The sequence below is a fragment of the Dermabacter sp. HFH0086 genome, assembly GCF_000413375.1.
Classification (GTDB): domain Bacteria; phylum Actinomycetota; class Actinomycetes; order Actinomycetales; family Dermabacteraceae; genus Dermabacter; species Dermabacter hominis.
The window spans coordinates 693,326-714,098 of the sequence record NZ_KE340308.1 but is presented as its reverse complement, the minus strand read 5'-3'; the positions used below and the strand labels follow the sequence as shown (position 1 = coordinate 714,098).

10 protein-coding genes and 5 pseudogenes are annotated in these 20,773 nt (G+C 58.6%); 6 read left to right on the top strand and 9 right to left on the bottom strand.

Annotated features, from left to right (window positions below; genetic code table 11):
- Positions 1–70: 70 nt before the first annotated feature.
- The 7 genes and pseudogenes from HMPREF1484_RS11970 to HMPREF1484_RS03105 all read right to left on the bottom strand — a co-directional run bounded on the left by HMPREF1484_RS11970 (position 71) and on the right by HMPREF1484_RS03105 (position 10,006).
- The gene (locus HMPREF1484_RS11970; RefSeq protein ID WP_311201302.1) at positions 71–295 is read right to left on the bottom strand and encodes a type IIL restriction-modification enzyme MmeI; all 225 of its coding nucleotides are present in this window, start codon (positions 293–295) and stop codon (positions 71–73) included.
- Positions 296–400: 105 nt separating this feature from the next.
- Positions 401–1,758: pseudogene (locus HMPREF1484_RS11965) on the bottom strand (DNA methyltransferase); the annotation flags it as partial.
- A 376-nt stretch (positions 1,759–2,134) separates the two neighbouring features.
- A pseudogene (locus HMPREF1484_RS03125) lies at positions 2,135–3,362 on the bottom strand (IS256 family transposase).
- A 273-nt stretch (positions 3,363–3,635) separates the two neighbouring features.
- The gene (locus tag HMPREF1484_RS03120; protein ID WP_016663571.1) at positions 3,636–5,378 is read right to left on the bottom strand and encodes an ABC transporter ATP-binding protein; all 1,743 of its coding nucleotides are present in this window, start codon (positions 5,376–5,378) and stop codon (positions 3,636–3,638) included.
- Between the two features lie 14 nt (positions 5,379–5,392).
- Positions 5,393–7,135, bottom strand: coding sequence for an ABC transporter ATP-binding protein (locus HMPREF1484_RS03115; protein WP_016663570.1), 1,743 nt, complete (start codon positions 7,133–7,135; stop codon positions 5,393–5,395).
- A gap of 35 nt (positions 7,136–7,170) precedes the next feature.
- A complete protein-coding gene (locus HMPREF1484_RS03110; RefSeq protein WP_016663569.1) occupies positions 7,171–9,453 on the bottom strand; it encodes an ATP-binding cassette domain-containing protein in 2,283 nt (760 codons plus the stop codon).
- 37 nt (positions 9,454–9,490) lie between these two features.
- A complete protein-coding gene (locus HMPREF1484_RS03105; RefSeq protein ID WP_223845782.1) occupies positions 9,491–10,006 on the bottom strand; it encodes an ECF transporter S component in 516 nt (171 codons plus the stop codon).
- Positions 10,007–10,191: 185 nt separating this feature from the next.
- Between HMPREF1484_RS03105 and HMPREF1484_RS11875 the strand changes: the two are divergent.
- The 6 genes and pseudogenes from HMPREF1484_RS11875 to HMPREF1484_RS03080 all read left to right on the top strand — a co-directional run.
- Positions 10,192–10,461: pseudogene (locus HMPREF1484_RS11875) on the top strand (recombinase family protein); the annotation flags it as partial.
- Positions 10,435–11,418 (top strand): recombinase family protein, encoded by a 984-nt coding sequence (locus tag HMPREF1484_RS03100; RefSeq protein WP_255348416.1) that lies wholly within the window; start codon positions 10,435–10,437, stop codon positions 11,416–11,418. The pseudogene HMPREF1484_RS11875 and the gene HMPREF1484_RS03100, both read left to right, overlap by 27 nt.
- Positions 11,419–13,005: a recombinase family protein gene (locus HMPREF1484_RS03095; protein WP_016663567.1), complete on the top strand. Its 1,587-nt coding sequence runs from the start codon at positions 11,419–11,421 to the stop codon at positions 13,003–13,005.
- 10 nt (positions 13,006–13,015) lie between these two features.
- Positions 13,016–13,528, top strand: coding sequence for a hypothetical protein (locus HMPREF1484_RS03090; protein WP_016663566.1), 513 nt, complete (start codon positions 13,016–13,018; stop codon positions 13,526–13,528).
- Between the two features lie 918 nt (positions 13,529–14,446).
- A pseudogene (locus HMPREF1484_RS11165) lies at positions 14,447–15,525 on the top strand (IS3 family transposase).
- Positions 15,479–16,042, top strand: coding sequence for a DUF2848 family protein (locus HMPREF1484_RS03080; protein ID WP_141742330.1), 564 nt, complete (start codon positions 15,479–15,481; stop codon positions 16,040–16,042). Before HMPREF1484_RS11165 ends, HMPREF1484_RS03080 begins: the two are co-directional and overlap by 47 nt.
- A 111-nt stretch (positions 16,043–16,153) precedes the next feature.
- Here HMPREF1484_RS03080 and HMPREF1484_RS03075 read toward each other — a convergent pair whose 3' ends face one another.
- Together HMPREF1484_RS03075 and HMPREF1484_RS11160 are read right to left on the bottom strand one after the other, a co-directional pair.
- Positions 16,154–19,606 (bottom strand): Cna B-type domain-containing protein, encoded by a 3,453-nt coding sequence (locus tag HMPREF1484_RS03075; protein ID WP_016663562.1) that lies wholly within the window; start codon positions 19,604–19,606, stop codon positions 16,154–16,156.
- 181 nt (positions 19,607–19,787) lie between these two features.
- Positions 19,788–20,636, bottom strand: a pseudogene (locus tag HMPREF1484_RS11160) (IS3 family transposase).
- Between the last annotated feature and the right edge of the window lie 137 nt (positions 20,637–20,773).

The following is a 20,773-nucleotide window of genomic DNA, read 5'->3' as shown; positions in this document are numbered from 1 at the left end:
TAGCCATGCAGGGTCGATCGGCAGAAGCCGCCGCGACCGCCAAAGTCGCGCTTTGACGCCCGCAAAAGCACTACCGCCGCGGGCCTTCGTTTTCAGCGGCGGTCATCTCTGCGTAGCGCTCAAAGAGCAGGGTGAGGCGCTCCTCGTTCGAGTGGAGCGGTTTCTTCGCGCCGAACGCTTTGTCGACGACGCGATCGAGCGCAGCGTGCGCCTTGAGAAGCGCGGGGCTCATCGCGAGGGGGTTGTAGTGCTCGGCGAGAGAACGCTCGGGATGCAGCTCGCGCGCCGCGATCACGCCCTTGCCCGCCTCGATGATCTTTTCGCGCAGTTCCGGTTCGACGGCGGGGAGCGGGAGGTTGTTCCACACGAGCGTGTTCGAGAAGCGTAAGTCTGATTTAAGCTGGCCATCCACCGCGCGCTGCCATGTGATGAACATCGACGACGAAATCACGCCGAAAAGGAAACCGTCAGGGTCCTCGGCAGTAAAAAGTTGGTTTCCGGTTATAACTGTCTCCGGGAGATGTTGCACAGTGTACAAGTTTCTTGCTTCCGAAACCACAGCGGGGATCCCTACGTAAGGCACTAGCGGACGGTTCGCATTTCCCCTAAACAAGTGGGGCGTGTCTCGGAGCTTATAGGCATCGCTGCCCGTCGTTTGCGACGAGCGCCACCGACGGCAGGCTTCTACTCTTTCTTTCAGTACCGGTGCACGTTGGATGTCGCTGGGCTCGAAGTCTTCATCCGCCATCCACAGGCACCAACGATCAAGGCCTCGAACGACTTCGCGACCTTGACGAAACTCCCGTAGATATTTCGCGGCGGTGGGGTCCGCGGCAACTTCGGAATATTCATCGGCTTCGACAATGAGGTTGCCTCCGTCAGCTGGTTTAGAGCCGAAAGCAACTTTCGGAAGCTGAGGGCTCAACGCCTTTGATCGCTTCTGTACAAGTACGTTCGGCCCATCCACGAGGTAGGCATTGATCTGCTTTGCGGGAACCTGGGGCGGCTCGCCTTTGACATTGTTGTAGGTGAACAGCTGCGGGGCGCTGCGTTCGTGCTTGTCGTAGCCGGTAATGACACAGTGAACGGCGGCACTTCCGGGTACTTCGCTCTGCCACGCGAAGGTTTGGTGGGCGAAACGGATACGCCAGCCCACGTCGAAAAGCGGGCCAAACAGCGCGGGAACGGGCTGGCCCTGCGCAATGGAGTTTGTGGACACGAACGCGAAGCGGCCGCCAGTGACGGAACGGAAGAAATCGCTCGACTTTTGAACCAAGCGGTCACGTACTCGAGGTAACCGTCGTAAAGCTCGCCCCACACGAGCTTCATATCCTCCGTTTGATCCGCTGCCTTCGTGTACTGCCCAATGAACGGCGGATTGCCCATGATGAACGTGTTCGGGCCCGCCGGCACGAGCTCGCGCCAATCGAGGCGCAATGCGTTGCCCACGGTGATCTGGGCGGAATCCTGGAGGGGAAGCATCGGCTTCGAATAGCCGAGAGTGAGGTTCATGGCCTGGTTTGCCTGATGCTCCACGAGGAACATCGCGGTGCGGGCAATTGTCGCGGGCCACTCCTCGATCTCGATGCCGTGGAACTGGCGAAGGCGCACGTGCACAAGATCTTCCGCCATGAGGTCCAGCTGAACGCCGCCACTGTTCAATTCCTGGAGCCGCTCGTGGATCTTCAGCTCGAGGGCGCGAAGCTCGCGGTAGGCGATGATAAGGAAGTTGCCGCAGCCACACGCCGGATCGCACAACCGGTCACGATGGATACAAGACCCCAGTGCGGAGTGGCGCTATCGGATAGCGTCATTACCGGCTATGAACTGGGAATTCCGGCTGCCGCGGACGTTTGGAGATTAGCCTGCTGTACCGCTGAGTATCTGGCACGTCACTACCCGGCTGGCGTCCGTAGAGGGGGTGAACCAGTCGGGATCTCGCGCGCAAGAATAGACGCGGGGTCTCGACAAATGATGCGGGTAGCACCTCTACCTGTAGACGATACCGCTTGCTATTCGTTCTTGCAGGTGGGCCGACGACCATCTGCACTCCTAGTCAACTACAAAGCTTTTAACAAGTTGGGGGTCAAGTCCCTTGTAGTGGTGTAACGGCGTTTTCCTCTCGTTTGGGGTTTTAGCCTGCGAGTGCGGGCATGTCGGCATCGGTCGTGGTTGTGGGTGTGGTGATCAGGTTGAGGCGGCTCTTGGCGAGGACTTCCAGGCCGAGGTAGCGGCGGCCTTCTGCCCATTCATCGGTTTGCTCGGCCAGGACGGCGCCGACGAGCCGGACAATCGCTTCCCGGTTTGGGAAGATCCCAACCGCATCGGTGCGGCGCCGGATCTCGCGGTTCAGCCGTTCGGTGGGGTTGTTCGACCAGATCTGCTGCCAGACCTCGGTCGGGAAGCTGGTGAACGCGAGAATGTCAGCGCGGGCGGCATCGAGGTGGTCTGCGACGTCGGGGAGTTTCTCGGCGGTGTAGTCCAGTAGCCGGTCGAACTGGGCGTGAACAGCATCGGCGTCAGGCTGGTCATAGACGGAGTGGAGCATGACCTTGACCGCCGGCCACAAGCTCTTGGGAGTGATGCTCATCAGGTTCGCGGCGTAGTGAGTGCGGCAACGCTGCCAGACGGCACCGGGCAGGTTCGCCGCGATCGCTTCCACGATGCCTCGGTGGGCGTCGGAGGTGACCAGCCGGACCCCGGACAGTCCTCGGGCGACCGGATCGGCGAAAAACTCGTTCCAGGCCGGGCCGGTCTCGCTCGTGGCGACCCGCATCCCTAAGACTTCGCGATGCCCGTCGGCGTTGACCCCGGTCGCGAGCATGACGACCGCGTTGACCACACGACATCCCTCGCGAACTTTCATCGTCAACGCGTCGGCGGTCACGAACGTGAACGGCCCAGCATCGCCTAGTGGGCGGTGTCGAAACTCGGCGACGTGCTCGTCCAACTCGGCGGCCATGCGAGAGACCTGGGACTTCGACAGCCGGTCGATTCCCAACGTCTTGACCAACTTGTCCATCCGGCGAGTACTGACTCCAGCGAGATAGCAGTCGGCAACAACAGTGATCAATGCGGACTCGGCGCGCTTGCGACGCTCCAGCAGCCACTCAGGGAAATAGGTGCCCTGGCGTAGTTTCGGGACCGCGATGTCCAAGGTCCCAACACGGGTATCGAGAGGCCGGTGGCGGTAGCCGTTGCGCTGGGCCCGTCGGTCAGGATCTGGGCGGCCGTACTCGGCACCTGCAACCGCATCAGCATCCGCAGACAGCAACTCGTTGATCACAGTCTGCAACAGGTGACGCCTCGGCAAGCAGTTCGCCAAGCAGCCCGGCAGGGTCGACAATATGGGTAGCGGTCATCGTGTGGCCTTTCGCGAGTGAGTTGTAGGGGACGAAACTCGAGGATCACGCGGTGACCGCCCTGCTGTCCAGCACGACCACCCCGCTACACCACTATGAGGGACTCAACTCCCTTGGTGATTAGTAGCGCCCTCGCTCATCAGCGAGATGCTGTTCGCACATGATCCCACTAGCGCCATGTTCGCGACAGCACCACGTGTGCCAAACGTGTCGAGGTACTCCGATTTGAGCTGTGGGTTTAGGGCTTGGCGCCTGGCACCGGGACCGCGTCCGCTAATCTGAGGTGTGTCTCAGCTGCCAACGAGACGACGCATCGGCGGCAGCCACGAAATCGTGGAACCGTCCGGGCCGACTAGACAATTCCTTAGGCGTGCCGGTTTCGGCGACGATAGCACCGTCCGCTAAGGGTTCGAGGAAGACCACCTGATCGGCGCTATCTATGGTGGATAGTCTGTGCGCTACCACGATCACAGTGCGGCCCTCAGATAGTTGACTGATGACGTCGCTAATCGCCGATTCATTCTCGCCGTCCAGCGCCGAGGTAATCTCGTCGAGCAGCAGTATCGGAGCATCCTTGATGAATGCCCGAGCGATTGCCACTCGTTGGCGCTCACCTCCAGACAGGCTCTGCCCGGCAGGCCCCACTTCGGTATCCCAACCGTGAGGCAGCGCCTCAATCACCCGATCAAGTCTCGCCTTGCGAGCTGCCTCTTCCAACTCGGCGTCCGTCGCATTGGGACGGGCAATCCGCAGATTCTCCCGGATCGTGGTGTCAAACAGGTAGGTGTCCTGGAACACCATCGAGGTCAGCTCCATGATCCGCGTGGTTGGAATCTCGCGCACGTCCACCCCGCCGATGGTCACGCTACCGGCGTCGACATCCCAAAACCTTGCGGTGAGACGCAAGATCGTCGACTTCCCGGCCCCTGACGGCCCCACTAGTGCGGTGACTGCTCCCCGCGGGGCGGTGAGCGAGACATCGTCTAGGACAGGCCGGCCTGACTCGTAGGAAAACGACACTCCTCGGAATTCAATCGACGTCCCACGCGGTTCCCGTGCCTGCTCGGAATCAGGTTCGGCAAGTGGCGCGGCATCAAGGATTATTCCCATCTGGCGCAACGCCACTGCGGCGTTATCGACCTCAGATGCGTAGAGCGCGGCTTTTGTGAGCGGCAGCAGCATGCGCGCACTGACCGCCGCGATCACCAGATACGCAATCGGGTCCAGACGCGCTCCGGTCACGAACGACAGCCCCAAGGCGAGCACCACCGCGAAAGTCACGTTAGCGATGAGGTTGAATCCTTGGGCAGGTCGGCCCTTGATCCGAAGCCCGGCCAACGTCGCCTCAGAGTCGGCTTGCAGAGTCTCTTGTACGGGGTCCCACGACGTCGCGGCACCCGTGGCTCGAAGCACCGGTTGTAGCCTGGCGAACTCAATCAACCGGCCGGCTGCGGCGGCCGAGGTACGGTCTTCCATGTCATTGGCTCTGGTTGTTGCCGCCGACATTTTCCGCCACGTGAGAATAAACGGCAAGATCGACACTGCCATGACCACAGCTAACGGCCACTCAATGAATGCGGTAGCAACGAGCATCACCAACGGCACGATGAAGGCGTTGCACAGGTTCGGGATCACCATTGATGCCAGATGCGACAGGGTGTTGATCTCCTTGGATGTCGCATTAGCCACGTCCGCTTCGCGTTTGGCATTAAACCACCCAAGCGGCAGCTGCAAGACATGATCTGCTACGCGATCAATTAAGGTATCGCATACTTCATAGACGCTGATCCGATAGGAGCGGTACATCGCGAAGGTGTCGACCGTCACCGTGATCGCGCCGAGGATGGCAACGACGACGAGCCAGGTGCCAAGGGTTTCAGAGCGGGAGAATAATGCCCGAAGGAAGGGGATCATCAACGCCAGTGTGATGCCTTGTAGGACAGCGGAGAAGGCGAACCAGCCCACCAACGTACGCAACTCGGCCCTGTTGACGACCCTGATCATTAGTTTCCACATGAGCGTGTCTCTCCTTAGGCCATGTAATGGAGTTCTTGGGCCCGCCACATCTCGCTATAGGTCCCCGCTTGGTCGACCAAGTCCTCGTGCCTACCACGCTGAGTGATGTGGCCGTCCTCAATCACGAGGATCTGGTCGGCGTCTCGGATGGTGGCGAGTCGATGCGCGATGATGATCACCGTGCGCCCGGATGCCAAGGTGCTGAGCGCTTCGTGGATCGCACGCTCCGACTGGGGGTCTGCTTGCGCGGTGGCCTCGTCGAGAATCAAGATCGGCGCATCCTGCAAGTATGCTCGCGCCAGGGTGATGCGTTGCCGCTCACCGCCCGAGAGGAAGCCACCAACCTCGCCAAGCACGGTGTCATACCCCTCGGGCAGACGCATAATGCGATCGTGGATGCATGCCGCACGGGCTGCTGCCTCGACCTCGGCGCGCGTTGCCGACGGTTTCGACAGCGCGATATTGGTATGGACCGAATCGTTCGACAACGTTACGTCCTGTAGGACGATCGCGACGCGGGAAAGTAGCCACGAAAAACTCGCCTCGCGTACATCCACACCGCTGATGCGTACCACGCCATCATTGACGTCGTAAAAGCGCGCAATCAGCCGGGCCAGTGTGGACTTCCCTCCGCCCGACGGGCCCACCAGAGCCGTGACCGTTCCGGGCTCAGCCGTAAAGGAGACACCGTGCACAACGGGCACGTCAGGCTCGTAGGAGAAGGAAACCTCACAGACCTCAACTTGGCCGGGGTTTGGGCCCTCTTCTTGGGTGCGGCTGCCTTCGGGCATGGGTTTCTCGGAAAGCAGCTCTGCCGTGGTGCGAGCCGCCAGCTGCGACTCATAGATATGCTGCATCAGACCGACTAGCACCGTGAACCCCTCCGGGATGCCGGGAGCGATCAGGAAGAATGGCAGCGTCGCCGACAGCGTGCTCCAATCCTGCGCGACGAATAGCGCCGCCAGTAACGCGACCGTGACGAAGACCGTGGCTGGACGCAGTAGCGAACCGAGCAGACTAATCGCTCTGCCGGAGCGACGAACCCAGTCGAAGGAGATGGCAGAAAATTGCTGGCGGGCGGCGTTAAAGCGCGTTCGGGTCGCATCGGTGGCCTGGAAATTCTTGATCTCCTTAATGCCCTCAAGCATTTCGACGGTGGCTGCGGCCAGTGCGGTCTGGGCATGTCCGAATCGCTCGGTGATATCGCTATAGCCGCGCATGGTCGTGCTGACGATGATCATGATCGCTACGGCCCACGTTCCAAAGAGCGCGAGCGCCAGTCGCCAATCGACCCACACGAGATACCCGAGGCCTACGACCATCGAGACCACGGCGTTGGTGACATCACCGGGAACATGCGCAACGAGAGTATGGATAGCTGCGGTATCGTCACACACCATCTTGCGGATGGCCCCGTGCGGCACCTGCGAGACCCTACCCAAGGGCAAACTGCCCAGCGCTTGGACCACATTGCCGCGCAACCGATGTCGGAGCTTGGCTTCTGCCTCGTGGGTGACACCCAATCCAAACAGGTAGAGCAATTGGCCCACGAACAGCGAAAGCACCGCTATCACGGCCCAAACCCACGGCTTTCCGGTCCAGCCGGTGCGCACCTGCCCGTCAAGCCAGATCGCGGCCATGTTGTGTAAGGCGACGAACGGCACCAGCGTGACGATAGCGCCGAAGGCTGTGAGGACTGCGGAAAGGACCATCGCGCCCTTGGCCGGGCGGATTAGTGCGGCGACGGAAATACTCACATCAGGCTCCTGTCGAGTCGAGTCTTTCGAAACGTTCATTGGCGCCACCACCACAGCAACGCAGTAACGGCCCAAAGGAGGCCCACCAGGCACCAATCTCGCACCTGCCACGGTGTGTGTTGGAGTTCCGTGCGCCGCGGATAGGCGCCAAAGCCACGTGAATCCATCGACAGGGCAACCCGTTCGCCGTGCTGGACGGCGAGGATCGCCAGCGGCACGAGGGAACCCACCCATCGAATTGCGGGCGCTAACGGCCCCCATGATGCCCCAATACCCCGCAATGCCCGCGCTGTGCGCAACAGCTGGAAATCTTGCCGGAAACGAGTGACGAAGGCGACAGCCGCAGCTCCCGCCGCAGTGACCCGATAGGGAAGCTTGAACGTCGTCGTCAACGTGCGAAGCAGCGCTTCCGGATGAGTGCTGATGCCTGAAAGCAGCATGAGGGACAACAGTGCCCCGATACCGCTCGCTGCCGCAAGCTCGCCACCGTGATTGTAGAGTGGGCTGACCTCTTCAATGGTGTAGTTGTAGCGGAACACCGGCAGTAGCACAGCTGCGATGACCCAGGGTGCTAGCAGTGACATGACCGTTCGAGCGCGACTCGCTCTCGCGGCTACCATGGCCAGGCTCGCTGCGATGAGCACTCCAACATTGACGGCCGGGTCCTTGCATACGAACACCATGACCATCGCCGGGATTAGCGCCAATAGCAACGTCACAGGATTGAACGATGAGAAGAGTCCACGGGGCACGGACGGCGAAGGCGGGTTCGCTGGTGCTGCGGATGCGGCGTTTTCACGAGTTTCGCTAACGGCAGCAGGTAGCGCGATGATGTGGCTGCAGCGTGATAGGGCAAGTTCTAGGTCGTGGGTGGCCATGATGACGGTTCTGCCCTCAGCGCGCAGTTCGTCGATGAAGGCCATGAGTTCGCAGGTATTCGCCCAGTCCTGGCCGTACGTGGGCTCGTCAAGGACAATCACATCGCGGCTCTCGGCGACCATCGTAGCCACCGATAGTCTACGAATCTGGCCGCCTGAGAGAGTCAACGGGTGTTGGTCTCGATACTGGGAGAGATGGAATTGCTCCACAATAGCCTCGGCTTTAGACGCGGAAACATCCCCCGTGGAGATTTCGCCAGCCACGGTGGAACAAACCATCTGATGTTCCGGGTTTTGAAACACGTAGCCGACCTGGTGCCGCCCTCGCCGCACAACCTCTCCGCAGACCGTAGCGCGTTGTGCCTTTGATGGTATGAGACCCGCCAGCGCCGCGAGCAGGGATGTTTTGCCTGCGCCATTCGGCCCTATAAGCGCGATAAACTCGCCACCCCGTAGCCGCATAGAGATAGCTGGGGAACGTCCGGGAACACAGAAATCTGCCAGCTCTACCGTGGCGCTGCCTCCACCGTCGAGCGTGTCAATCGCATCGATGGTTTCCCATCCTGCTTCGGTGCGCCGCTGATATTGCACCGAATCACCACAGATATCCGTGATGCGGGGAACTCGAATGCCCGCCTGCTCGCAGGTCAAGGCGTGGTGCGGGGATTCGTCGCGTAACGCACGGGGCAGCCACACTCCGCACGCCTCAAGTTCCGCGGTATGGCTGAGAAAAACCTCATGTGGAGTTCCCTGCGCGATCACCGCGCCCTGCGCGTTGAGCGCTATGACGTGATCGCACAGGGGTAGGACCGGGTCGAGGTCATGGTCGATCACCACGATGCCCACGCCATCGCTAACCAGCTGTTGGATGACGCTGTAAAACTCGTCCGTGCCTTGCGTGTCAATAGTCGATGTTGGCTCATCGAGGACTAATAAGCGGGGCTGCATAGCCAGTGCTACCGCGATCGCTAGGCGCTGGCGTTGGCCGCCCGATAATCTCCATGGGCTCTCCCACAGCTTGGTCTCCAGACCAACCGCAGCCAATGCCTCGCGTACCCGTCGATCAATCTCAGGAACAGGCAGGCAGAGGTTCTGCAGCGCAAACGCGACATCGTCATACACCGTACGGGTAATGACTGCGGCATCCGGATTTTGTCCCACGTAGGCGACATTGGTAGCGATCAACTGGACCGTGGCGTCGGCGATTTCGGCGCCGGCAATTTGAACGCTGCCGGAGTATTCGGACGGCAGACAGTGGGGCACAAGGCCGCACACGGCTCGGACGAAGGTAGTTTTACCGCATCCAGAGGGCCCAATGACGGCCGTTACCTGACCGCTCAGGTGGACCAGGGTTGGACGTTGCAGCACCCACCGGTCCTGACCCAAGTAGTGAACGGAAAGATCCTCAACCGCCAGGAGCGCCCGCGCGGACTCGCTCACAGACCGTTGCTCGCTGCTCAAAGTGGAGGCCAGCCTTTCACTCACGATGGTCTACGCCTACGCCTGCATTGTTGAGCAAACGGGTTAGTCCGACGACGGCCAAACCGCCAATGACGGACGACGTGACTCCCACCAGCACGATCAGTCCCGATACCGAGATTCCCACCGCGTGCTTGAGCAGCGTGAGGTACAACAGGCTGTTAAATGCCCCGAAGAATGCGGCGGAGATCAGATACGCCCACCACGTCCACTTCCGGTACAGCATCAACGCCATGGGAAACTCAACCAGGAGCCCGCCAATGACGTTACCGACAATCGCGGCAGGCCCAGTGGGAGTAGTAAATACGCTCACAACTCCGATGATCAGCGCGGCCAGCAGCGAAGCGCCCGGCCTTCGCACAACGGCCAGAGGAAGGAGGTAGGGAATGACCCAAAGTCCGAGAAGGGACACCCCGAGCCAGACTGCGCTCTGCGAAGCCGCACCCGCCGGCGCGATGTAGCTCAGTGGGATGAGGATGATGAGGCCGACCACCGACAGGGAGGCCACCATCATGAGATTTCGGGTACCTAGAATTGAGTCGGTTAATCCTCCGCGAGCTGAGCGTCGAACTGTACCGGATCGGTCTGTCACAGCAAACCTCCTTTCACTTAGGTTAGCCTAACCTAACTCCCGACTGAGGTCAATTCCCTTGAGCTAGACGTTGAGCCTACGCAGAGACGCAGCCCACGCATCGACCCCAGTTCCAAGAAATGCTGGCCCTTGCCCGGAAAGGAGCGATCGACCTGATTCTCACCAAGTCGATCTCGCGCTTCGCTCGCAACACCGTCGACCTGCTCGAAACCGTTCGCGAGCTCAAAGACCTCGAGGTGGAGGTGCGATTCGATAAAGAGAACATCTCCTCAACCAGCGCTGACGGAGAACTCATGCTCACCCTGCTGGCCTCTTTCGCGCAGGCAGAATCAGAGCAAATCAGCCAAAACGTGAAGTGGCGCATTTGGAAAGGCTTCGAAGAAGGAAAAGCGAACGGCTTCCACCTGTACGGTTACACCGACTCCGCTGACGGCACCGACGTCCAGATCATCGAAGAAGAAGCAGCCGTGGTGTGCTGGATATTCGACCAGTACATGAAGAAGATCTCGTGCGAAAAGATGGCCGCGCAGCTCATCGCCGACGGCAGGGTTCCACACCTGGCTGACAACAAGTTGCCCGGCGAATGGGTCCGTCACATCCTGAAGAACCCGCACTACACCGGCGACCTCCTGTTAGGGCGATGGTCCACTCCGGAGGGTAAGCCTGGACGAGCAGTGCGCAACACCGGCCAGTTGCCGCAATACCTGGTGGAAAACGCGATCCCCGCCATCATCGACCGCGACACCTTCGTCGCGGTTCAAACCGAGATTGCACGCCGACGCGAACTCGGGGCCCGGGCGAACTGGTCCATAGAAACTGTGGCGTTGACGTCGAAGATCAAATGCGTGTCCTGCAACTGCTCGTTCGTGCGCAACGTACGCAATCCGAAAACCCAAAACTCGATCTCCACCGAGCACTGGATCTGCACCGAACGGAAGAAAGGCCGGAAAACCGGATGCGGCACCTGCGAGATCTCTGACACGGCACTCAAAGGCTTCATCGCTCAAGTCCTGGGTATCGATGCCTTCGACGAGGATGTGTTCAACGAGCGTATCGACCACATCGATGTGCAGGGAAAAGACCAATACACGTTTCAGTACACCGATGGCACCAGCAGCTCGCACACGTGGCGACCAAACCTGAAGAAGAGCTCGTGGACCCCAGCAAGAAAAGCCGCCTGGGGTGATCTCGTGCGTGCCCGCTGGGCCGAAGCCAAAAGGCTCGGGTTGGACAACCCACGGCAAGCACCAACACCGCCAGAAGCATTGGCGAAGTACCGGGCCGTGGCCAAGGCAGAGGCTGAGCGCCTGCGCGCCGAGCGAGGCGAACGCTAAATGGCCCGCACCGTCACAGCAATCCCCGCCACCCGAGCTCTCCACACGGGTGCTCCACTTGGACAGACAACCCTGCGCAGGGTCGCCGGGTATGCCCGCGTGTCCACCGACCACGACGATCAGGTCACGTCCTACGAAGCCCAAGTCGACTACTACACCCGCTACATCAGCGACCACGCAGGCTGGCAGTTCGTCAAGGTCTATACCGATGAAGGCATCACCGGCACCTCAACCAAACACCGCGCTGGGTTCCAGCAGATGGTGACCGACGCGCTCGACGGCAAGATCGACCTGATCATCACCAAGAGCGTGTCCCGTTTCGCCCGCAACACCGTCGACTCGCTCACCACCGTTCGAGCGCTCAAAGACAAAGGCGTGGAGGTCTTCTTCGAAAAAGAAGGCATCTGGACCTTCGACGCAAAGGGCGAGCTCCTCATCACCATCATGAGCTCGCTGGCGCAAGAAGAAGCCCGCTCCATCTCCGAAAACGTCACCTGGGGGCACCGCAAACGCTTCGCCGACGGCAAGGTCACCGTCCCATACTCTCGGTTCCTCGGATACGACAAAGGTGAAGACGGCAGCCTCGTCATCAACCCCGAGCAAGCCAAAACTGTGCGCCGGATCTACGGCATGTACCTGGAAGGCCACTCCATCAGGCATATCGCGCACACCCTGACAGACGAGCCAGCAACCTACACGGCAGCAGGGAATAAAACCTGGCATTACCAGTCCGTGCGCTCCATTCTCACCAACGAGAAATACAAAGGACACGCACTCCTGCAAAAGAGCTACACCGCAGACGTCCTCACTAAGAAGCAAGTCATCAACGAGGGCGAAGTACCCCAGTACTACGTCACCGGAAACCACGAGGCCATCATCAGCCCCGCAGTGTGGGACTTCGTCCAAGCAGAACTCGCCAAAGGCACCGCGAATCAGCGAGCCCAACACCGCACCCGACCTTTCTCATCCACCCTTGTCTGCGGCCAGTGCGGGCACTTCTTCGGCTCGAAAACCTGGCACGCAGGCAGCAAATACGAAAAGGTCATCTGGCGCTGCGGCCACAAATACAAAGGCGACACCATGTGCACTACTGGGCACATCAACGATGAACGACTCAAGTACATGTTCCTCGAGGCTATCCGCCTCCGCTTCGGCTCACCTGCCGATGACACCGTCAACCACGCCGTACTCGACGCGCTCGACACCAGCGACCTCGAAGTCGAAGCAGCCGGACTGATCGCCCAGATCGACCAGGTAGCGAAAAAGCTCGAATCACTAATCGCCCACAACGCACGCGTCGCGCAAGACCAACAGGTTTACGAGAAGGCGTTCAACGCTAGCCAAGAACAGCACCAGGCGCTGTTAGCTGAGCACGCTGCCGTGGTCGACGAAATCCACAACAAGCACAACCGGCTGGCCACCTACCACTACTACAGGCAAGAGACCGCCAACCTTGAACTTGAACAATTGGTCTTCAGCCCATACCTCTGCGTAGCTTTGCTCGACAAAGGCACCGTCGATGTCGACGGCAGGGTCACCTTTCAATTCCGCGACGGCAGCACCCAAGTAGTAGCCATCAAACAGTAACCCAGTATCTATGTCTAAGCGCCCGCCTCTACTTGGTGGGCGCTTGCGTATTCTCGGAATGGTGGATCGCTTACAACTGAGGGTTCTTCAGCAAGTTGAGGACTACGTGACGCCGTTCCAGGTGGTCGAGGGATTCGATGACTGCTGGTGGCACGACAGGGCTGGAAGAGTCGGCGAAGACTCCCCGGAGGGCAAGGAGTACATCCAGTTTCTTGCCGATGGTGTGGAAGTCGGGCGCGCTGAGGTGACAGATTGGCCACTCTCCGATAGCTACATCGGGATCGACTCGGAAGTGCTGACCAAAGAAATCTGGTTCTTTGAAATCCGCCGTGATCTTCGCCGACATCACTATGGGGCTGCGTTTGCAAGGCATCTGATCAGCCACTACTCAGGCTTTCCCTTGATCGCTTTCTCCGAAGGCGATGACGAATTTTGGTCAGGAATCGGCTGGCACTATTACCCGCGTAAAGACGGGGATCCCCACTACCGCAAGCTCTTCGTTTCCCAGAAGATTGGCAAGTGATCTTCACCCGCTGGAAGTGAACCAATCAAGCGACTGAATCGTAGTTCCCGCTTGTTTGTACCCGTCGTGCCATGAAAGTTTCGCACAAGCACTCACGTTGGATACAAGAACCCGGTTCGAAGAACCACCACAATCAGGCGCCGACAGCCGTGATGACTACCGATTTTGCACTCGATAAACGGATTTAGAGCTGGGTTATCAAGCTGGGGAAACGCCCCTGCAAAGTCCGAGTTTGCCTCCGTGTCGAAGTGAACCAGTCAAAATTTCCGCGCATCGATGGTGAGACGACAGCTACCTACATCACTACTTACGGACACAACCTCCAGCCGCCACTGGATACAGGAGCACACTCGGCAGGAGCGTCGAGGGATCCGCTAACGTTCAAAGTGTCAAGTTGAAAAACTTCGCTGAGTTCGATTCTAATCGCTGGAATTATCAACTTTCGATCCATTGCTTGAGGGCAGCCCTAATAGCCATTGCACAAGTAGAGCAGACACAGATGGCCGCAGGGCATCAAACGCTTTCACAGATTCCACACCTTGTAATACAGGGCGAATTTCTCGAATCTCTTTGGTGGCACCTTTCAAGTAATTTTATGGCGATGCCTACATACATTTACCGCAGGTTTTGGATTCTTAGCTGCCCAGGTTGGACAATTTTCACATTGCCATGATTTGGCTCGATTACACAAAGGGCACAGCGACATTAACTCAGCAAGAACATGGGGTATGTTTACCCGTCAATCTCAAAAGGGATGCGATGATCAACTTGTAACACTCCACCAGCAACGCCGCATACTTCACATCTCCCAGAGCTCTTTACTGCATCCGATACATTCTTCGAAAATGCTCGGGACTGCTGAGGGTTTGGTTGACGTTTGGGTTGCTTCGCGGTTGCGGGGCGGGAAGGATGTTGATCATGCCGAAGGTCTATAGTGAGCAGTTCAAAGCTGATGCGGTGACGGACGCGCGTCTGCAGGCTCATGGGATGAGCCCGTCAAATGATCCCGTGGTGGCCAAAGAGATGAGTGCTGTCCTGAAACGGATCCGTGAACTAGAAATGGAAAACGAGGTTCTTAGGGCTGCAGCAGCTTATTTGAGCCAGGAAACAATCCAACCAAAAGGATCTTCCCGACCATGGAAGCACAGGTCGCAAAGGGTAAGACAACCTTGACGATCGCGACTCGGGTGTTAAAGTTTTCTCGCCAGGCATTCTACAAGTGGCTGGCTAAGCCGCTCTCGGACAGACGATGGAGGGGACGAGGAGCTTATAGCTAAGATTCGTCTGATCCACCACAATGATCCTGAGTTCGGTTACCGGTTGATCGCTGATGAACTCCATGCTCAAGGGGTAAAGATTTCTGAGCGACGAGTGTGGCGATTGTACTCGAGTGCTGAGATCTTCTTCGGTGATCTCCAGGCGCAAACCACGCAGGAAGAAGCCGGTGGGCCGGTCCACGATGATCTGCCTGCCAGGCACTTCCATGCCGATACCCCAAATACTGCGTGGGTGACCGACATTACTGAGCATTGGACAGGCGAAGGAAAACTGTCTCGGTGTGCGATCAAAGACCTGCACTCGCGTAAAATCGTGGGCTACGCCACTAGTGCGCGGATAAAATCAGGTTTGGCTGTGGCCGCGTTAGATGACGCAAGGAGGAAACGAGGACATCCCCGTGGCGTGATCGTCCACTTCGATCGAGGCTCACAACCTTGCTCTAGGAGTTTTCGTGCCGCATTGAAGACCTACCATGCCAAGGGCCCCATGGGCAGGGCCGGAGCCTATGGGGATAACGCGGCCATAGAGTCATTCTGCGCCCTTGTGCAAAAGAATGTCCCTAACCGTCAATCCTGGGCCAACCGCCAAGAGCTCTTCGTAGCGATCGCCACTGGATCGAAAGCACCTAGCACCGCAAGAGACGCCAACGCGCGCCCGGTAAATTGACACGCATTGAATACGGAACCATCACGGGAGCAGCCGCACCACTCGCGGCCTAAAAAACAGAAGGAAAACTGTCAACCAAACCTTCAGCAGTCCCTCCAGCACAACATGACATCCGGCAAAGCCAAGTGGGCCATAGTCTTCACCGCCAACGACGTCTTGCCCACCGTGGCCTGCGGTCTCACCGACCGCGCGTTGGAAGAGAACGGCGTTGCCTGGAGCAAGAAAACGTCCCCAGACGTGCTGAGCAAGAAAGCATGGCGCCTGAAGGACGTTGAAGAAAACCTCGACGCGATCCGCCTTGAAGCGTTCGTCACCGCTGCTGACCGCAACGGAAAACAGATCCAGAACGGAACCCTCGCAGAGCTTCTGCCACCAAAGTATTGGATCGAGAAAGTCACCGAACGCGGCGACGCGGAAGAAGGCACCATCTTGATCTCCGGCGCCATCCCTATAGATGGCGAGGTCAACCAGTTCGCGAACGCATGGCGCGTGGCGATGACCAACCCAGACACCGACGACACCATCGCGATCGCCTACACCATCAAACCAATGCTAGAACCAATCGGCTAACAACGAAATGGGCTGGGCATGGATTTTGAAGTCCATGCCCAGCCCTTTTGTAGCCTGCAGAGGTATACTCGTCAGTTCGTTTTATCCCTCCAGGTTCTCACCACAGCAGTTTCACTGCTTACGTGGTCGCCTCCTGAGGAACAATCCAACACCGAGCAACGTGGCCGCGATCGCGAGGAAGCCTGCAACTTCCACACCAGTTCGAGGCAGCCCCTTCTCAGGAACCCTCGGTTTCTCCGGCGTCGGCTCCGGCGTTGGTTCCTCACCTGGTTCCGGTGTTGGCTCCGGGGTTGGTTCTGGCGCCGGCTCAGGAGTCGGATCCGGTGTCGGCTCAGGAGTCGGATCCGGTGTCGGCTCAGGTGTCGGCTCAGGAGTCGGATCCGGTGTCGGCTCCGGTGTCGGCTCAGGAGTCGGATCCGGTGTCGGCTCAGGAGTCGGATCCGGTGTCGGCTCAGGTGTCGGCTCAGGAGTCGGATCCGGTGTCGGCTCCGGTGTCGGCTCCGGTTCACGTGTATTCGTGACCGTCACCTCGAAGACGCTACCGGCGTCCGCCACCTTGACCTGCGAGGTGTAGCCCTCAACCGAGTCTTCCTGCACCGTATAACTGACCGGCTCATCGTCGACCGTGGCTGGTAGCGATTCGAACGTGTGCTTCCAACCATTTGCGGCCGAAAGCACAACCTTCTCGCCCACCGGGGTGCTTTTATCTCCCTGCTGGCGCATCAACTGCACCTGCACCGAGTCCGGAGTCTCCGTAAGGGCTTCGCCGTTCTCGTCCTTCCACACCTTCTCAACGCTGACGTCGACAGGCGTACGCACCGTGAACTGCGCAGACGTACGCATCCGCAGTTTCGTGTTCTCAGCACGACCCACGGCCTTGTTGACAACAACATCGCCATGCTGGGCTTGATGCAGCTCAGTCTTCACAGTAATCGTTTGACTATCCCCAAATGCCAGCGGGGCTTTGGTGATAACGCGGAGCGCGGTTGCGTCCTCCTTCACGCCTTCTTCCCAGATGTCAGACGGCGTTCCGGTGCCACCATTGACCTTGGCATTCGGGTCTTCATCAATCTCAGCTGGGTCCACAGTGGTGCTGTAGACCTTCGCGCCTTCAGCACCTTCAACTCCGGTCACCTTGAGTGTGCCATCAAACTTCGAACCCTGGGAATCATCGTTTGACGGAAGCACATCGATCACGTCAGTGAGGTTCGAACGTGTCGGGTCATTCGACGTCAGGCTAAGCGTCCACTCGTTAGCCGCAACACCGTTCCGAGTCGTCTCAACAACAGGCGTTTCAACGTTTTTCTTCAGCGACGTGTAGCCGGCCCGCGGCACCGTCACCTTAGCTGTCGCCTTGCGGGTCTGGCCCTGGCTCGATGCCGCGACCTCGTTGGTGTAAACCGCTCCAGGCTTTGCGTCCTTAGGCAACTTCGCCTTGTAGTTAATGACGTAAGCGTTGCCGTCCTCAAAGACGCGGATATTAGGCTCAACGCCATCCTTCGTCCACGTCAAAACCTGCTGGCCGTTAGCGTTGGTCTTCACGTCAGGCTCAGCGTCAGCGCTACCCGGAACATACTCCATGCCCGCCGGCAGGGTGTCTTCAATAACCACCTGATCCTTAGGCATGTTCGCAACCTCGGATTCGAGGCCATAACGAATCGTATAGTCAGCTTCCTCACCCGGACCATACTCCGGCTGGGCGACGTCCTTGACTACAACAGGCAGCGAGGGAACCACGCGTAGAAGGTCACGCCCCGGGCCTGCATATGGATAGCGGACCCCGTCGGTGATAACGCCAGGGGATGCGAACCCAGGAGTGATCTCCCGTTCGTTAGTGACGCGGTCATAAGCAATCTTCGCGTCAAGACCCATCGTCCAGTCGGTTCGTGTCTCGTCGAGAACAGAAGTCCACGCCCACACGTCTGCGCCAATCTCTACGTCATCGTGAATCTTCTGTTCGATAACCAGGTAGAAGTACGACTGCGGGAGCTTCGACAAGTGGCCCTTATCGCGAGGCACACGCAACTTGACAGCCTTCACCGTGGAAAGATCTGCAGGCTTGGTGTAGCTCCAGCCGTCTTTTTCATCTTTCCCTTCATCAAACGGGGTTTCTTCGGTTCCGCATTTGAAAAGGTTAGGGTCCTCAACCTCACCCGTGTAGTAGAGGATCTTAAGGCCGTCCACGTTTTCGCCATAGTAGACGTTCGGCTTCGCGTAGGGGTCAGCAACAACACGGGCGTTGACGAAATCGACGCGCTCGGTATCCAGGGTGTTACAAATCCAGTTGTCAGAAAAGCCCTCAACGCGCGGAGGGGCGATTCCGGACACCGACATCACAGTGGCACCCACGGGTGCGCGAGACGTATCAGACCATCCGATACCTGGGTATGCCTTCGGGTACTGTGACCCAACAACCCACGCACCGGTCCAGTTGCCGCGGATCATCGGGGCGCGGTTCTGGTTGTTCGACGGGTCGTCCTCACTCGTTGAACCGTCGACGGCGGTGTACGTCGGCGTCGATGCCTTCAGCGTCACGTTGGTGTTTCGGTTCGAATCAGATCCGGAGGCCTTATACGGAACCTTGATGCGCAGCTCTCCAGCGGCGATAACTTCGCGCGGATGCTTCGGCTGAACCTGCGGCAAACGGACACCATTCGAGTCAAGCTCAGGACGTTTCGAAACATAATCCAGATCAGACAACGTCAGTCGGAAAGTGTTCGTCTCAGGATCAACCAGAGTGAACTCACACGTAGGGAACTTCGCGGTCTGTTCCTGCGGCTTACCGGGAGCGGAGTACGGGTAGCCGGAATGCACACGATCGATAGGCGCACACGCTACATCCTGCGTAGTGATTCTTTCACCGCGGACACCATTGATCGTGATGTCATAACTCACGCTTTCCGGGCCCGCCGCGGATCCCGTTGAATGCGCCAACGAAAACGGGAAAGACATGACCTGGTACGTGTCTGGCTGACCAGTCAATGAGCTCGGTGCGCCAGCATCAAACTTAGCGTCCATGATGAACGGCGCGACGATCGGGATCTCTGGCAGCTCAGCTTCAAGACCCCGGAAGGTTGCCTTCGCAGAGACCTTCGACTCAGCCGGGCCATCAACCTTGACACCCGATAGCACCATCTGAGCTGTACCCTCATCGCGCTCACCGATGTCACAAGTCAGAGTGCGCTTATCTTCTGAAATCTTTGAAGCACCCTTATCTCCACTGAGACATTCAGCGGGGATCTCGCCAAAGTGCGCATTCTTCACCGTGACAGACAGGAGGTTGTCAGCAGTGGGCTTGTTGCCTGGCGCTGGCGCCGAATCGTTGATGTCCAGGTGCCACACCATCGAAAGAACATCGAGACCCGAGGTAACAACCTCTGGCTGGTTCTTCCATACACCTTCTAGCTCATAAGCCTTGGTGTCGCCGTTTGTATCGCCACTACCTAAGGCGTATACCACTTGCGAACAGAAAACCATGATGACCGCGATGAACGCGGCAAGAACCGTGAGCGCGATTCTACGCGTTGGAGACTGCTGAAGTTTTGTCGAGATTGACCGTACCACTCAGCATCCCCCCCTTTCAGTTGTCCGTCAACCGTCAAGAAGCGTACTGGAGAGGACCGCCAAAAAGGTTCGGCAACGCAACCCCATCAACGCATAACAAATGATAGTCACCCAACAAGGGGTACTGCAAAAAAAACTAACTAGGGTCTGCTGAAGGTTTGGTTGACTCGGGTTTCCACTATTAGGCAGCCAAACCGACTACATCTCTCTTTATACCCTCACACTCGACCGGTGTCAACTTTCCCAGGCCCCGTGGTTTGCGTTTACGGTGAGACTTCGCTTCAACCCAGTGCACGATGGCGAGCCTGAGCTCTTGCCGGGTACGCCACGGCTGCCGATCAAGCACGTTCTTCTGCAACAAACTGAAAAATAACTCCATGGCTGCGTTATCCCCACACGCTCCATCGAACCTTTCAACTTGTGCTTCTTAAGCGCCTTCTGGAACTTCCGACTCCGAAATTGGCTTTCCCTATCGCTACGCGCCACCACGCCTTCTACCCAGCCACGCTGCATGAGCGCGTTCTCCAACGCTCGAACCGCGAGCGACGCTTTCATGCGGGAATCGATCGCGCACCCGGCACCCGCCCTCGGGGTCGTCCTCGTGGAGTTCACCCAATACTTGAATGATCTGCGCGTCAGCAATCTTTCGGGCAGACAACGGCTGTTTCAGCCATTGGTAATGCGCCTGCTTCGTAAACCCCAGCACCCGGCACGCCACCGCCACCGGCACTCGAATGCGGGCACCGGGCGCGGCCATCTCTTGGACGAGTGGGAACACTATTTTGGGGGCGTGATATGAATCTGCGACAAATACGCCGCCGCACGCCTGAGTACCTCGTTCTCCTGCTCGAGGAGCCGGTTCCGACGCATCAATTCACGAATCTGCGCATCCTCGCCCCGGGGTCACGTCTTTTGCTACCGGCAGGCCAGCGTCACGTCTGTCAGCATCAGCGACCCATTTCGACATTGCTGATCTCGAGATACCAAGATCGCGACACACCTCGCGTTGCGTGGCACTTGCCCGCACCAACGCGACGACATCTTACTTGAACTCTTCTGCGTACTTCATCACTAATCATTCTCCTTCACCCCACCCGCATGCACGAATGGACAGGAGTCAACCAACCCCTCAGCAGACCCCACGTTCTCCGGCAAAATCAGGTGCGC

Bases quoted from the DNA above. Each gene is read 5' to 3' on its own strand.
- HMPREF1484_RS03090 (WP_016663566.1), top strand. From the start codon at position 13,016: ATGTCTAAGCGCCCGCCTCTACTTGGTGGGCGCTTGCGTATTCTCGGA.
- HMPREF1484_RS03105 (WP_223845782.1), bottom strand. From the start codon at position 10,006: ATGATGGTGGCCTCCCTGTCGGTGGTCGGCCTCATCATCCTCATCCCA.
- HMPREF1484_RS03120 (WP_016663571.1), bottom strand. From the start codon at position 5,378: ATGTGGAAACTAATGATCAGGGTCGTCAACAGGGCCGAGTTGCGTACG.
- HMPREF1484_RS03095 (WP_016663567.1), top strand. From the start codon at position 11,419: ATGGCCCGCACCGTCACAGCAATCCCCGCCACCCGAGCTCTCCACACG.